Origin of the sequence: Lacinutrix sp. C3R15, assembly GCF_018860825.1 — a bacterium.
In the GTDB taxonomy this organism is placed as follows: domain Bacteria; phylum Bacteroidota; class Bacteroidia; order Flavobacteriales; family Flavobacteriaceae; genus Oceanihabitans.
In genome coordinates this window covers 1-15,154 of the sequence record NZ_JAHKPZ010000009.1, presented here as the reverse complement: position 1 = coordinate 15,154, position 15,154 = coordinate 1, and the positions used below count along the sequence as shown (strand labels likewise).

Below are 15,154 nucleotides of genomic sequence, written 5' to 3'. Positions count from 1 at the left end.
ACTGAGCTAGTCGCCCGATTTATTTTTTAAGGTTTCGGAAACCTTTACACTAAACGTTTTTACCTAGTGCCCTTTGTAACAGGACTGCAAATATAGAGTAGTTTTTCGATTCCCAAAAACTTTTTTAAAGTTTTTTTTAAATTATTTCTGCAACAACAAAAGTACTTCCTCCAACATAAATAACATCCTTCTTTTTAGCATGAATTAAAGCTTGTTTATATGCTTCATTTACAGAATTATAAACCGCACCAACATAATTTTTATCTTTAAAGTATGCCAATAATACTTCTGCATTTTTTCCTCTAGGAATATTAGGTTTACAAAAATAATAGGTTGCATTTTTAGGTAAAATGTTAATTATACTGTCTAAATCCTTATCATTTACAACTCCAAAAACAATATGAAGTGCATTAAAAGCTTCTTCTTGTAATTGTTTCATTACATATGTTAATCCTTCTTTATTGTGTGCTGTATCACAAATTACTTTAGGGTTTTCTTGTAAAACTTGCCATCTACCTTTTAAACCAGTGTTTTTTACGACCTGTAATAAACCTTTTTCTATATTATTTTTTGAAAGCTTCCAATGTTGTGATTGCAAAACTTTAATTGTTTGTAAAACGGTTTTTATATTCTTCTCTTGATAGCTTCCTTTTAAATCGCTTAGAAAACGCTCTTTAATTAATTGATCTGCGTAATATATAGCAGATGAAGTTTCTGTTGCAAGTAGATTAAAAACTGGTTTTGTTTCTTTTTGTGTTTCGCCTATAACAACAGGAATATTTTTTTTAATAATCCCTCCTTTTTCTTTCGCAATAGCCTGTAATGTATTTCCTAAAAACTGGGTATGATCTAAACCAATATTTGTAATTACAGAAACTTCTGGTGTAATAATATTAGTAGAATCTAACCTTCCGCCAAGACCTACTTCAATTATAGCTATATCTACTTTTTGTTTTGCAAAATAGTTGAAAGCCATACCAACCGTCATTTCAAAAAAGGAAAGGCTATTGTTTTGTAAAAACGCTTTATTTCGCTTTATAAAACCAATAACAAATTGCTTACTAACTTCTTTACCATTTATTTTTATTCGTTCTCTAAAATCTTTTAAATGCGGTGAAGTATACAAACCAACTGTATAACCTGCTTCTTGTAAAACAGAAGCTAACATGTGGCTTGTAGAACCTTTTCCATTAGTTCCTGCTACATGAATGGTTTTAAATTTAGTTTCGGAATTTTTTAAATGTTTTGCTAGAATTAAGGTATTACTTAAATCTTTTTTAAATGCTTTTTCACCTTGTTGTTGATACATTGGAAGTTGCGTAAACATCCAATTTACTGTATCTTGATATGTCATTTTATTGCCCTAAGTTAAAGTTAACTTTTACAAAACCAACTTGTTTAGCTGGTGCTTTATTATCTGCTCTCCATTTATGAGATAAAGCTATTTTTTTGGCTGGTTCTAATAAACAAGAAGCTGTATTGGTGGTTCCTTTTACACCAGGAATTGCCTCTACTACATTACCATTTCTGTTAACTACTATTTTTACAATAACCATTCCTGACTCATTGCAATCTTGTTTATACACTTGTTTTGATGGTGTTCCTCTACCATTTAAGCCATAACCTACTCCTCCACTTCCAGAGCCTGGTTCACCAAAATAGCTTGGTGCATATGGATCTCCGTTTAACTGGCCTTTATCTCCTGCTTTATCATCATCTCCTTCGCTTCCAGATTCACTACCTTCGCTATTACTAACACCTCCTATTAAAGCGTCTAGTTTTTTCTTTTTCTCTTCTTGTTCTTTCTTTTCTTTTGCTATTCTATCTGCCTCTGCTTTGGCTTTAGCATCTGCAATAGCTTTGGCCTTTGCTTCTGCTTCTTTTTGTTTTTGAATGGCAACTGCTTCTTCGGTTTCTTGAGTTAAAACTTCTTCTGTAGCTTCTGTTGCTTTTGTAGGCTCAACAGCTTCTGTTGGTTCTGTTTCTGCAGGCTTATTAATATTTAAGTCTTGTGATTTTATAGGTTTTGTAGGTTGCACGTTACCTGAACCAAAATCTGTGGTGCCAAAATTTACTGCTACACCATACTCTTCTGGAGGATCCATATATTTTGGTCCTACTACAAAAATCAGCAATATGATTATTAACGCTACAAGCGTTGTTATTTTTGCTGCATTTTTTTCGTGTTTGGTATTAAGGTATTTCATTTAGATTTCGTGCTTACAATATGAATAGTTTAAAACTATTCGCTCATCTTAATTCTAATTGGTAATCCGTAAGAAACTGTTACAGGACTACCTTGTTGCATTCCTGGTTTCATTTTAGGAAGCAATCTAGTAACACGTTTTGCCTCTGCTTCTAGTTTAGGATCTGCTGCTCTAGCAGCAATACTTACTACATTACCAGAAGTATTAATTTTAAAGGAGATGTTTATTTTTTGTACTCCTGTTAAATCTGCTGCTAAATCGGTGTCAAAATTTTTCATGATAAATTCTTTTATTTTATCACTCATACATTGTTTTCTAGCTTCGTTATTTCCTCCTTCACAACCAGGATAAATTGGAACATTTTCAATTAAGGCAAATGAAGTTTCACCTCCACCGGAATTTTGTTTGGCTTTTGCTGCTGCTGCTGCTGCATCTGCTGCTGCTTTAGCGTCAGCTTCTGCCTTAGCTTTTGCTGCTGCTCTTGCTTTAGCTTCTGCATCTGCTTTAGCCTTAGCTGCTTTTGCTGCTGCGTCTGCTTTGGCTTTGGCAGCTGCTCTTACCTCTGCTGCCTTTTTTTCTGCTGCTGCTTTAGCTTTTGCTTCGTTTTCCTTTTTTAATTTTTCGGCTGCTGCTGCTTTTGCTTTAGATTCTGCATCTGCTTTTTCTTTTGCCTCTTTTGCTTCTTTTGCTTCTTTTGCAGCCTTAGCTTTTGCGTCAGCTTCGGCTTTTAGTTTTGCTTCTTTTTCAGTTTTTAGTCGTGCTGCTTCTTCGGCTTCTTCTTTTAATATTCTTTCTGCTTCAGCTGCTTCTTTTTTAGCTTCTTCAACTTCTTTAAGCGCTTTTTCTTTTGCCGCTTTTTCTTCTTCTAATTTTTCTTCATTACGTCGTTCTTCCGCTGCTTTAGCTTCTGCTTCAGCTTTGGCTTCTTCTTCGCTAGTATCTTCTACTTCTTCTTCAACAACCTCTTCTTCTATAGTTTCTTCACTTTCTTCCTCTATTACTTCCTCTACTTCTTCCTCTACTTCTTCTTCTATTTGTTCTTGAGGTTTTTCTTCTGTTACTTGTGGGTTATTAGGTTGTATGTTTCCTCCTGCTGGTGCTGCACTACCAAAGTTTATTGCTACACCATACTCTTCGGGTTCTTCTTTATATTCTTGACCAACAACAAAAAGCAGCAAAACAATAATCAACGTTATTAATGTTGTTATTTTTGCTGCATTTTTTTCGTGTTTGGTGGTAAAATATTTCATTTGAATTATTTATTCTTCCTCATAAATTAGATGCAATCTGCATGCCAATTTATAGAAATAACTTATTGCGATTTTACTGCTAAAGTAGATTTGATTTTATTTCTATTAGCAATATCCATTATAAAGACTACATGTTTCATTTCTACATCTTGATCTGAACGAATGGTAATTGATGGTGTATCTGTTTCGCCAACTTTTGCTAATACTTCGGTTTCTAAATTATCTTTAGAAACCTTTTTCATATCTACATAATAATTAACATCTTTATCTACGCTTACAGATACATTTTTTGTTTGGGTTGTTTTGCTTGACGATTTTGGTAATAATAAATCGATAGCTTCTGCCGAAACAAGTGTAGATGCAATCATAAAAAAGATAAGCAACAGAAATACAATGTCTGTCATAGACGACATATTAAATTCTGGTGTTACTTTATTTCTTCCTCTTAAATTCATACTTATTTATTGAAAGGATTAAAATTAAACAGGCTCATTTAAGTGGTCTAAAAACTCTAAAGAGTTAGCTTCCATTTGGTAAACAACCTTATCTGTTTTTACTACTAAATGATTGTAAGCAACGTAGCCTACAATACCAACAATTAATCCTCCAACGGTTGTAGTCATTGCTGTATATAAACCATCTGCAAGGGTTTTAATATCTATAGAACCACCTGAATTAGCAATTTCAAAAATAGATAAAATCATTCCTATCACTGTACCAAGAAATCCTATCATAGGTGCAGCTCCAGAAATAGTAGCTAGTACACTTACGTTTTTTTCTAATCCGTAAATTTCTAATCTTCCTGCATTTTCAATTGCTGTATTTATATCTTCTAAGGGTTTTCCTATTCTACTAATTCCTTTTCCTATTAGTCTAGAAACAGGTGAGTTTTGTTGTACACATAACATTTGTGCTGCATCAATTTTACCATTAGATACATGATCTTTAATTTGGTTCATAAAGTTTGCATCTACTTGTGATGCTGCTTTAATGGCAAAAATTCTTTCAAAATAAATATAAATAGCAACTATAAGTAAAACAAATAGTATTGCCATGATAACTATTCCTGCGGTACCACCACTAGATATTAACTCTATTACTGAAAGTGTTTTTTCTACAGACTCACCATCTGTTACTAATTCTGCTCCATTTTGAGCTTCTTGTACTATTGTATTTAACATAAACATTTGTTTTTACTAATGTATTAACGTTGATATTTTTACTTAAGTATATTTTAAAATAAAGTTCTAGTTACCATAAATGCAGCTGAACCAACTATGAACCCAACTAAGGCTAGCCAAGCTATCTTTTTTAAATACCAGAAAAAGTCTATTTTCTCCATTCCCATTGCAACTACTCCTGCTGCAGAACCAATGATTAACATACTACCACCTGTACCTGCAGAATATGCAATAAAGTGCCAAAGTTCATTATCTGTAGGCTCAGAGAACATACCTAAACTTGCTGCTACTAAAGGTACATTATCAATAACTGCAGAACCTACTCCTAACAATAGCACTACTAAATCTGAAACACCTGCATGGTGTAATTCTGTACCCAGCATTGGCATAGTATCTTGTAAGCTTGAAGCAAAACCGAATAAAATTCCTAAAGATTCTAGAGCTGCAACAGCCATTAAAATACCTAAGAAAAATAAGATACTAGGCATTTCTATTTTAGAAAGGGAATGATGAACAGGACTATGGTGTGCATGTGCATCACTTTCATCTGAATCATGACTAGTAATACTAAACTTAGAGTTACTATAAATTTCTGCAAAAATAGCTACAATACCTAATGCTAACATCATACCTACATATGGAGGTAAATGTGTTACAGTTTTAAAAATTGGTACAGATACTATTCCTGCTAACCCTAAATATAACATGGTTGCACTATACTTACTTTTTGGTTTATCATTATCATTTTCATTTTCTACTGTTTCTAAATTTCCTTTAAAAGCAGGTAAGAAAGAAGCTATAAAAGTAGGTACTAACATACATAATAGAGAAGGAACAAATAAATACCCTATTAAATGGCCTGTAGTTACTTTTTTACCAATCCATAACATGGTTGTTGTTACATCTCCAATTGGAGACCAAGCTCCACCTGCATTTGCTGCAATAATGATTAAACCTGCATACCAGATACGTACATCTCTATCATTTACTATTTTTTGAAGTATAGATATTAAAACAATAGTTGCTGTTAAGTTATCTATAATTGCTGAAAGTATAAAAGCAAGAAAAGCAAAAATCCATAATATTTTAGATTTCTTTTTTGTTTTAATATAGCTTTTAATAGTAGAGAAACCATCAAAATAATCTATAATTTCTACAATGGTCATTGCTCCTAAAAGGAATACTAATATTTCTGCTGTTTTACCTAAATGATGTAAAAGGGTTTCTTCCATCATGTGCATTTTTTCTTCGTGACCAAGCAAGCCAAAGTTTTCTAATAAACTGTGTTTTCCTGAATCAAACCATTGCGGAAAGCTATCAATTCCTAATGCAATTAAAGCCCAACAAATAGCCATCATGACTAGAGCTGGTATAAGTTTATCTATTTTAATGCTATGCTCTAAAGTAATGGCTAAATAACCTAATACAAATACTAAAATAATTATTGTTCCCATAAAATTGTGTTATATAAGTTGGCTTAGTGCTATTTCAAATGCGGTTGCACTGATACCTGTTTTAGATTGGTTTTTATTGTGTACTTTTTCTATTGCTTTTTTTATAATCTCTGAAGTATCGTTAAAAATAGCTTCATCTGTCATTTGTACTTTACGTTCCATAAAGTAAGCAAAGACTCTTGCCATACCACAGTTGGAAATAAAATCTGGTATTAAGCTAACGCGATTATCTGTGTGTTCCATTATAGAACCAAAGAAAATTTCTTTATCTGCAAAGGGTACATTTGCACCACAAGAAATAACTTCTAATCCTGTATTTATCATTTGGTCTATTTGGTCTTGTGTAATTAACCTAGATGCTGCACAAGGTGCAAAAATTTGAGTTTCTAATGACCATATTTTTTCATTTATTTCATCAAAAGGAATAATATTATCTGCTACTAGTGTATTTCCATCTTTATTTAAAAATAGTTCTGTAATTTCTTCAAAAGAAAAACCTTCTTCTTTAATTAAACCACCAGCTCGATCTATAATACCAACAACTTTTGCTCCCATTTGTGATAAATAAAACGCTGCAGCAGAACCAACATTTCCAAATCCTTGAACTATTGCTTTTTTACCAACTACAGAACCTCCATAAATAGTATAATATTGTTTTACTGCTTCGGCAACGCCAAAACCTGTAATCATATCTGCTATAGTGTATTTTCTGGCAACGTTTGGAGAAAAGTTAGGGTTTTCAATAACTTTAATTACTCCTTGGCGTAATTGCCCAATTCTATTAATTTTATCTGCTTCGGTAGGTTTAAAATGCCCATTAAAAACACCTTCTTGTGGATGCCAAACACCGCTTTCTTCTGTTATTGGAATTACTTCATGAATTTCGTCTACATTTAAATCTCCTCCTGTTCCATAATAACTTTTTAATAAAGGCGAAACTGCTTTATACCAACGCTCTAATACTTGTTTTTTTCTTGGGTCTTTTGGGTCAAAATTAATACCTGATTTAGCTCCACCAATTGCTGGGCCAGAAACGGTAAACTTTACTTCCATGGTTTTGGCTAGAGATAAAACTTCATTCATATCTAAGCCTTTACGCATTCTGGTTCCTCCTCCTGCTGCTCCTCCGCGTAGTGAGTTTATTACTGTCCAACCTTCAGCTTCTGTTTCAGAGTCTTTCCAATTAAACACAATTTCAGGTTCTTTATTTTCATACTTACTCAGTAATTCTTTCATCAATTTAGTTAGTTATTTCAGTTAAACAAATATAAAAAAACAAAAAGGGCTTTATATTAAATTTATAATATTTTTAAGGCAGATAAATTTTTCCTGAACTATGATTGTTTCTAGCTCCTGTTACACTGCTTAAACAATTTATTTCTTCTCTCAATTTTAACACTCCTAAAAGTCCAAAAATTAAAGCTTCTTTATAGTTTATAATTTCTGAACAAGGTATTATTACCTTATTATTTGTTTTATTTTTTATTTGGTTTATTAAATAGGTATTATATGCTCCGCCACCAGTTATTAAAACTGTAGCGTTTTCTTTTTTATTTATTTCTTTAGTAATTTGAATTGCAATATGCGCTACAACAGTTTTTAAGATATCTTTAATTTCTATTGCAAAAGCATCAATTATAGGTAAAACTTCTTTTTTAACCCATTCTAATCCTAAAGATTTTGGGTAAGGCTCTTTATAAAAGTCTAAATTATTAAGTTGTTCTAACAGTTGTATGTTAATATTTCCTGTTGCTGCTAATTTTCCTTGGTCATCAAATTCAACCCCTAATTTTTGAACATAATGATTTAATACTATGTTTACAGGGCAAATATCAAAAGCTATCCGTTTTTTATTTTCTTCAAAAGAAATATTAGCAAAACCACCAAGGTTTACACAATAATGATACTTAGAAAACAGTAATTTATCTCCTATTGGCACTAGTGGAGCTCCTTGACCTCCTAGTGCTACATCTTGCACTCTAAAATCACAAACAACTTTAGTTTTAGTTAAAGTTGCTAGTGCTTTTAAGTTGCCTATTTGGTAGGTTAATCCTTTTTCTGGTTGATGCAATGCAGTATGCCCATGAGAGCAAATAGCGTCTATATCCTGAATATTATTTTCTTGAATAAAACTATTAATTACTTGAGCTACATAGATAGTATATTTAGAATCTATTTCTTGTAAACCATCTGATGTATTAGCTATTAAATTTTGAAGTATTTGCATCCATTCTTTAGTATAAGGAATGGTGGTACTATATTTTATTTTAAACTCCCAAGTGGTTTTAAAATTAAAGATAATGTATGCTACATCTATTCCATCTAATGATGTACCAGACATTACTCCTATTATTTTGTATTCATTATTTAACATATTCGGTAAAAATAGCAATACCTATTGAAAATATGCTATTAAAAAGTTATATTTGCTCTCATTTTTTATCATAAAACCAATTTAACAAAGTTATGGATTTTAATTTAACAGAAGAACATTTAATGATTCGTGATGCTGCAAGAGATTTTGCACAAACTGAATTATTACCAGGAGTTATTGAACGTGATAACACACAAACTTTCCCGCAGGAATTAGTAAGAAAAATGGGAGAGCTTGGTTTTATGGGAATAATGGTAGACCCTAAATATGGTGGAAGCGGAATGGATGCTATATCTTATGTATTAATAATGGAAGAGCTTTCTAAAATTGATGCATCTGCCTCTGTAATGGTTTCTGTAAACAACTCATTAGTTTGTTATGGTTTAGAATCTTATGGTAGCGAAGAACAAAAACAAAAATACCTAACAAAACTTGCTACTGGAGAACAGATTGGTGCTTTTTGTTTAAGTGAACCAGAAGCTGGTAGTGATGCAACTTCACAAAGAACAACTGCTATAGACCATGGTGATCATTATATCCTAAATGGAACAAAAAACTGGATTACTAATGGAGGAAGAGCAGATGTTTACTTAGTAATTGCACAAACAGATAAACATAAAGGCTCACATGGTATTAATGCATTTATTGTTGAAAAAGGAACTCCAGGATTTGATATTGGACCAAAAGAAGACAAATTAGGAATACGAGGTAGTGACACACATACACTACAGTTTAATGATGTAAAAGTGCCTAAAGAAAATAGAATTGGCGCTAATGGATCTGGATTTAGATTTGCTATGAAAACTCTTTCTGGTGGAAGAATTGGAATTGCTTCTCAAGCTTTAGGTATTGCTGCAGGTGCTTATGAATTAGCTTTAAAATACTCTAAAGAGCGTAAAGCATTTGGAACAGAGATTTGTAACCATCAAGCTATTGCTTTTAAATTAGCAGATATGCATACAGAAATTGAAGCTGCTAGAATGCTTGTGATGAAAGCTGCTTGGGATAAAGACCAAGGTAATAATTATGACATGTCTAGTGCTATGGCTAAATTATATGCATCTAAAGTTGCTATGGAACAAACTGTTGAAGCTGTACAAATACACGGTGGAAATGGTTTTGTAAAAGAATACCATGTAGAACGTTTAATGCGTGACGCTAAAATTACCCAAATTTATGAAGGTACTTCTGAAATTCAAAAAATTGTAATTTCAAGAGGTTTGATTAAATAGTAAACAAACACATATTCTATTTCTATATTTTAAAGATTCAACTTTTAGTTGAATCTTTTTTTTTACCAACTATACAATTTTAAATACCAAAAAGAACTAATACGAGTCAAACCATACATTACTATATAAAACTACTGTGCTATTTATTTACATTTAACTTGCTATTAATTAATAATCAGAACCATACAAAAAAAATGTTTTAAATAATACTTTAACAACTAGTCTTTTATGCTAATCTTAAATATTAACAGCCACTTTTTTTTAAGTATTAATAGTAAAGTTTGTTAAAGTTATTCTCCACTAATGTTAACCTTTTATTTAATGATGCATTAATAAAGTATAACCAAACATAGATATTATGAAAACAAAAATTACAACATTAATTGCACTACTATTCTGCTGTTTTAGTTTTGCTAACAATATTACAGTAAGCAATATTTCACTAGAAAACTTAAATGAACCTGACTGGGTTCAAGTTGAGTTTGATTTGAGCTGGGAAAATTCTTGGAGATTAAGCGCAGGACCATCTAATTGGGATGCTGCTTGGGTTTTTATTAAATATCGTGCAAATAATGGAGAATGGAACCACGTACAATTGGCTTTAACAGATTTTGTAGCTCCAACAGGAAGTACCATAGATATTACAGCAGATGGTGTTGGTGCTTTTATTTATAGAGACAGTGATGGTAGTGGAGATATTAACTTACAAAATATACGATTACGATGGAACTATGCCTTAAATGGTGTAAACCCAAACGATGTTTTAGATATTCAAGTTTTCGCTATAGAAATGGTATATGTTCCTGAAGGACCTTTCTATGTTGGAGGCACAATTGGAGACGAAGTAGGTAAATTTTATGAACATCCTACAACTACTACATCTTTTCATATTACTTCAGAAAATGCAATTGCTGTTGGAGCGGTAAATGGAAATTTATATTATGCTTCTAGTGGTGACTTTTTAGGGCCAATTCCAACATCTTTTCCTAAAGGGTATAATGATTTTTATGTCATGAAATATGAAGTTTCAGAGTCACAATGGGTTGGCTTTTTCAACGCATTAACCGAGACGCAAAAAGCAAATAGAGATATAACAGGTGCAACAGGTAAAAACAGTGATTCTGAAATAAACGCAAACACCGTTTCTTGGTTAGATGGCACTAGTAGCGCTACAACTTTAGCGCCTGATAGATCTATTGCATACACAACTTCTGGAGATATGTTAGCTTATTTAGATTGGTCAGGACTAAGACCAATGACCGAATTGGAATATGAAAAAGCATGTAGAGGTCCTATTATACCTAAACCTGGAGAATTTGCTTGGGGAAACGCTAATATCACCACAAATGCATATACTACTGTTAATAATGGTGAAGCTAATGAACTAATTACAAATCCAGACCAAGCAACAGGAAATGCTGCTTATAGTATAACACTAGGTACGTTTGGACCTGTAAGAAATGGAATTTTTGCAGCAAGTGCTATTAATAAAAATAGAGAAGAAACTGGAGGTAGTTATTATGGTATCATGGAACTTTCTGGAAATGTATACGAGCGCTGTATAACAATAGGCAATTTAAGAGGAAGACAATTTACAGGAAATCATGGAGATGGGATAATAACAGAAACAGGCGATAGTAATGTTACAAATTGGCCTTTATTTTCTTCAGGAGAAGGCTTTTCTTATCGAGGTGGAGGTTGGATTAATGCTGCAAATTTTTTACGTGTTTCAGATCGCTTTGATGCTGCTAGTAATATATCTGGATCAAGCAGTCGTATTGGAATTAGAGCTGCTAGAACTGCAGAATAATGTATAAAAAAATGAAACATCTACTATTAATTATAATATTAACCTTATTTCCAACATATATTCAAGCACAATATACTGGAGGAAATCAGGATGGAAATGCTTATGCTTCAACAATAGGAGTAAATCTAGATGGTGAAACAGTGTCCTTTTCCGTATTATACAAGTCTGGAAATGGAGATGGGTTTAATTATAATTTAGCCAATTCCGTTTTAAATAGTAGTACTCTAAATTTATATGATGGCGGATTAGGAGACGGAGTTTCTTATGCATTAAACACAAAAACACTCTCTGGTGTAGATATCACTTCTATCTATACAAGTAATAAAGGAGATGGGTTTAGTCATTTAGTTTCTAATGCTACTGTTTTAAACGGAGAAAACCTTGCAACTTTATATAGCGGAAATAATGGAGATGGGTTTGCTATACATTTTTTGTCAAATACATTATTACAAGGAGTTGTGACAAATTTATATAAAGGAGGTATTGGTGATGGGTATACTAAAACTATTCTTCCTAATATTTTACTTGTAGGATTCATGACAACCCTATATCAAGGTGGTATTGGTGATGGGTATTCTAGTTTAATAAGTTCAGAAAATCTAATTAATGGTTTAATGTTTACTTTATTTGAAGGTGGAAATGGAGATGGATATGCTTCCAGTTTATTTAACACTTCTATTACTCTAGATGTTATAGATGAATTAGTTAGGCTAACTATTTTATTATATCCTAACCCAGCTAATGATATTGTAAACATTAAATTGGATGATGGAGTTAGTATTGAATCTATTGAATTATATGATGTCTCTGGAAAAAGAATGTATTTAGAATTATCTAATAGCAATACATTAAATGTATCTCAATTATCAGATGGTTTATACTTATTAAATATTCATACCCTTAATGGAAGCATCACAAAAAAATTAATAGTAAAAAAATAATTTTACTTATTCATTAAAAAAAATACTTTAAAGATTAATACTTTAGAGTGTTTTTTTTTAATTTTATGTATTATTCTTTAAATCATCTAATACTAATCTAATTTCTCCATAAGTATACTTATCATCTATTTGATGTTTAAGATCAGATAAGTTTTCAAATGTATGTTTAGGAATAATTTTTCTTAATTCTTTATAATGCCTTTCTGAAATTAAATCGGTTATTTTTACTTCACCAGAAGTCATAAAACTTGCTAAATGACCAAAAATTGTATTTATATTTAAATCGCGCTCCATAGCAATTTGCTCTATTGGCTTACCAGATTTAAATAATTCTAACGAGGTTCTTTTTGTATCTCCCTTTTGTTGTTTTGGTGCTGGCGCTTCAAAAATTTCGGCATTCTTAGATGTTTCTATGTCATTTTCATCGCAATAGTCTCTAATCACTTTTAAAATTTGGCTTCCATATTTTTCTACACGAGTTTTACCAAAACCATTTACTTTTAGTAATTCGGTTTTATTAGTTGGTAAGGTTTCACACATTTCATATAAAGACTTCTGATTAAATACTTGGTAGTGAATTAATTCCTTATCATTAGCAATTGTGTTTCTTAATTCACGAAGCAATTCAAATAACTCAACATTAGTGGTTCCATCTATAACTGCTTTCCTTGGTTTCTTAGGTGCTTCCTTTGCCAAGAAAACAGCTTTAGCTCTTAACTCTAAAAAAGATTTTACGTTAAAACCTTCTGTTAATCCTTTAAAATATAATTGTTTGGTAGCAATTAACTCTTCAAATACATCTAATGCTTTCGTTAATTCTGAATCTACAGCCTTATTATCTGTTGTAAAACTAACCTTCTTATAAGGCGCAATAATTTTAGTTTCTATTTGGCTTTTATAATAATCTAATGCTTTGGTAAAACGAGTTTGTATCTCTTTACTTGTTTCAGGTATAGTGGTAGTTCCCGAAATATCACTAAGCTGAGCTTTAAAAGTGTTTGCAATTTTTAGTAAACTTGAAACACAGTCTTTAATACTAACCAAAGGTGCCTCTACGTTTCCTTCTATACTTCCTCTATTTTTATAATAAATATCTAAAATACGGTTTACTGGATACAGAAATTTATAGAAATTAAAGATTTCAGCAATTAGATTCAGTTGAAATTCAGATTTAGATTGCTCTAGAATAGTTTCATCAGGCTGGTTTTCTTCCGCTTTTTTATTAAACGAAATCACATTAGTGTCACTAATAATTTGATTGGAGTTTATTTTACTTTTCAGCACCAAACCTTCCAAACTTTTACAACGACTAAGTGCTACATACGTTTGTCCATGCGCAAAAGCACCTTCTGCATCTATTATTGCTTTATCAAAAGTTAAACCCTGACTTTTATGAATAGTAATAGACCAAGCCAACCGCAAGGGCATTTGAGTATATGAGCCAATTTTATTTTCTGTAATTGCTTTAGTTTCCTTATCTACAGTATAGTTTATATTTTCCCACACCTCTGGAGTAGTGACAATATTAAAATCATCGTCTGGGCATTTTACAATAACTTCGTCTTTATCTAATAGAATAACTTTTCCTATTTTACCGTTAAAATAGCGTTTCTCTACAGAGCTATCATTTTTAATAAACATAACTTGAGCCCCAACCTTTAGTTTTAGCTCTTCCTTATTAGGATAAGAAAACTCTGGAAACTTACCTTCTACAGAAGCATTATAAGAAACTGTTTTTCCTTTTAATTTTTCTAATTCTAAAATATTAGTCCGCTCTGCTTTATTATTATGTGTCGTTAAAGAAATATATCCATCATCCTCCTTAGGTGAAAAATCTGGTTGGTATCGTTTGTTTAATTCTTCTGCTGAGGCTTGCGATAATGTATTGGTTCTAATTTCATTAAGAATATCTATAAACTTAGGATTATCTTGCCTGTAAATATACTTCAATTCTACAGTAATAGCTTTACATTGTTGGTATGCCAAACTACTAAAAAAGAAAGCATTGTTATAAAAAGGCTTCAATAAGTTCCATTCTGTTTCTTTTACTACTGGAGATAATTGTTGTAAATCTCCAATCATTAACAATTGTACTCCTCCAAAAACTTGGGCTCTATTTCTAAATCTTCTTAACGTTTTATCTATTCCGTCTAATAAATCAGCACGAACCATACTAATTTCATCAATCACTAATAAATCCATAGACTTAATAATATTGATTTTTGTTTTACTAAACTTTCTATTAAAACCTCCAGAACCTTTTAAATCTTCATTTGGTAAAATAGGACCAAAAGGCATTTGAAAAAACGAGTGTATCGTTACACCTTTTGCATTAATAGCAGCAACTCCTGTTGGTGCTACAACTACCATTCGCTTTAAAGATTTCATCTTCAACTTGTGCAGAAACGTCGTTTTACCGGTTCCTGCTTTTCCTGTTAAAAACACATTTCTATCTGTGTTATTTACAAAATCCCAAGCTAAATCTAATTCCTTATTTGTTGCCATTAGTAGTGTTTCAATACAAAACTTGAAGATAAATAAAATGAATAGTTTTTATGGCGAGTTTTTTAAGAAAAATAAAAAACCGTGCTATCCACTATATCTTTTTTCACATATAATTACACTCCAATGGTCAAACTATTTATAAAATCATCAAAAAATTTATGCTATAGTTCTTTAAATAAAAAAAGGATGCCGTTACTATC

At 31.7% G+C, this 15,154-nt stretch carries 12 protein-coding genes; 3 read left to right on the top strand and 9 right to left on the bottom strand.

Features of this window, described 5'->3' with window-relative positions:
- Positions 1-136: 136 nt before the first annotated feature.
- From KO494_RS02720 to KO494_RS02685, 8 genes are all read right to left on the bottom strand, one after another.
- On the bottom strand, positions 137-1,354 hold the full coding sequence (locus KO494_RS02720; RefSeq protein ID WP_215966060.1) for a folylpolyglutamate synthase/dihydrofolate synthase family protein: 1,218 nt from the start codon (positions 1,352-1,354) through the stop codon (positions 137-139).
- Position 1,355: 1 nt separating this feature from the next.
- Positions 1,356-2,207: an energy transducer TonB gene (locus tag KO494_RS02715; RefSeq protein ID WP_215966059.1), complete on the bottom strand. Its 852-nt coding sequence runs from the start codon at positions 2,205-2,207 to the stop codon at positions 1,356-1,358.
- A gap of 35 nt (positions 2,208-2,242) precedes the next feature.
- Positions 2,243-3,457: an energy transducer TonB gene (locus tag KO494_RS15945; protein WP_252730265.1), complete on the bottom strand. Its 1,215-nt coding sequence runs from the start codon at positions 3,455-3,457 to the stop codon at positions 2,243-2,245.
- 62 nt (positions 3,458-3,519) lie between these two features.
- Positions 3,520-3,912, bottom strand: a complete 393-nt coding sequence (locus KO494_RS02705; protein WP_215966058.1) for a biopolymer transporter ExbD — start codon at positions 3,910-3,912, stop codon at positions 3,520-3,522.
- 24 nt (positions 3,913-3,936) lie between these two features.
- Entirely contained in the window at positions 3,937-4,638 is a 702-nt protein-coding gene (locus KO494_RS02700) for a MotA/TolQ/ExbB proton channel family protein (RefSeq protein WP_215966057.1), read from the bottom strand.
- A gap of 53 nt (positions 4,639-4,691) precedes the next feature.
- The gene (gene nhaD / locus KO494_RS02695; RefSeq protein WP_215966056.1) at positions 4,692-6,092 is read right to left on the bottom strand and encodes a sodium:proton antiporter NhaD; all 1,401 of its coding nucleotides are present in this window, start codon (positions 6,090-6,092) and stop codon (positions 4,692-4,694) included.
- 9 nt (positions 6,093-6,101) lie between these two features.
- The gene (locus KO494_RS02690; RefSeq protein ID WP_215966055.1) at positions 6,102-7,328 is read right to left on the bottom strand and encodes a Glu/Leu/Phe/Val dehydrogenase dimerization domain-containing protein; all 1,227 of its coding nucleotides are present in this window, start codon (positions 7,326-7,328) and stop codon (positions 6,102-6,104) included.
- 73 nt (positions 7,329-7,401) lie between these two features.
- On the bottom strand, positions 7,402-8,466 hold the full coding sequence (locus KO494_RS02685; RefSeq protein WP_215966054.1) for an anhydro-N-acetylmuramic acid kinase: 1,065 nt from the start codon (positions 8,464-8,466) through the stop codon (positions 7,402-7,404).
- 92 nt (positions 8,467-8,558) lie between these two features.
- Between KO494_RS02685 and KO494_RS02680 the strand changes: the two genes are divergently transcribed.
- The 3 genes from KO494_RS02680 (at position 8,559) to KO494_RS02670 (ending at position 12,449) form a co-directional block, all read left to right on the top strand.
- Positions 8,559-9,698, top strand: coding sequence for an acyl-CoA dehydrogenase (locus KO494_RS02680; protein WP_215966053.1), 1,140 nt, complete (start codon positions 8,559-8,561; stop codon positions 9,696-9,698).
- A 358-nt stretch (positions 9,699-10,056) separates the two neighbouring features.
- Complete coding sequence (locus KO494_RS02675; protein WP_215966052.1) at positions 10,057-11,508, top strand: SUMF1/EgtB/PvdO family nonheme iron enzyme; 1,452 nt, start codon at positions 10,057-10,059, stop codon at positions 11,506-11,508.
- An 11-nt stretch (positions 11,509-11,519) separates the two neighbouring features.
- Complete coding sequence (locus tag KO494_RS02670; protein WP_215966051.1) at positions 11,520-12,449, top strand: T9SS type A sorting domain-containing protein; 930 nt, start codon at positions 11,520-11,522, stop codon at positions 12,447-12,449.
- Between the two features lie 63 nt (positions 12,450-12,512).
- On the opposite strand, the gene KO494_RS02665 is transcribed toward KO494_RS02670, so the two are convergent.
- Positions 12,513-14,954, bottom strand: coding sequence for a helix-turn-helix domain-containing protein (locus KO494_RS02665; RefSeq protein ID WP_215966050.1), 2,442 nt, complete (start codon positions 14,952-14,954; stop codon positions 12,513-12,515).
- Positions 14,955-15,154 lie beyond the last annotated feature (200 nt).

Excerpts from the sequence above, each read along its gene's own strand:
- KO494_RS02685 (WP_215966054.1), bottom strand. The coding sequence starts at position 8,466 with ATGTTAAATAATGAATACAAAATAATAGGAGTAATGTCTGGTACATCA.
- KO494_RS02705 (WP_215966058.1), bottom strand. The coding sequence starts at position 3,912 with ATGAATTTAAGAGGAAGAAATAAAGTAACACCAGAATTTAATATGTCG.
- KO494_RS02665 (WP_215966050.1), bottom strand. The coding sequence starts at position 14,954 with ATGGCAACAAATAAGGAATTAGATTTAGCTTGGGATTTTGTAAATAAC.
- KO494_RS02700 (WP_215966057.1), bottom strand. The coding sequence starts at position 4,638 with ATGTTAAATACAATAGTACAAGAAGCTCAAAATGGAGCAGAATTAGTA.
- nhaD (WP_215966056.1), bottom strand. The coding sequence starts at position 6,092 with ATGGGAACAATAATTATTTTAGTATTTGTATTAGGTTATTTAGCCATT.
- KO494_RS02670 (WP_215966051.1), top strand. The coding sequence starts at position 11,520 with ATGAAACATCTACTATTAATTATAATATTAACCTTATTTCCAACATAT.
- KO494_RS02720 (WP_215966060.1), bottom strand. The coding sequence starts at position 1,354 with ATGACATATCAAGATACAGTAAATTGGATGTTTACGCAACTTCCAATG.
- KO494_RS02675 (WP_215966052.1), top strand. The coding sequence starts at position 10,057 with ATGAAAACAAAAATTACAACATTAATTGCACTACTATTCTGCTGTTTT.
- KO494_RS02715 (WP_215966059.1), bottom strand. The coding sequence starts at position 2,207 with ATGAAATACCTTAATACCAAACACGAAAAAAATGCAGCAAAAATAACA.
- KO494_RS15945 (WP_252730265.1), bottom strand. The coding sequence starts at position 3,457 with ATGAAATATTTTACCACCAAACACGAAAAAAATGCAGCAAAAATAACA.
- KO494_RS02680 (WP_215966053.1), top strand. The coding sequence starts at position 8,559 with ATGGATTTTAATTTAACAGAAGAACATTTAATGATTCGTGATGCTGCA.
- KO494_RS02690 (WP_215966055.1), bottom strand. The coding sequence starts at position 7,328 with ATGAAAGAATTACTGAGTAAGTATGAAAATAAAGAACCTGAAATTGTG.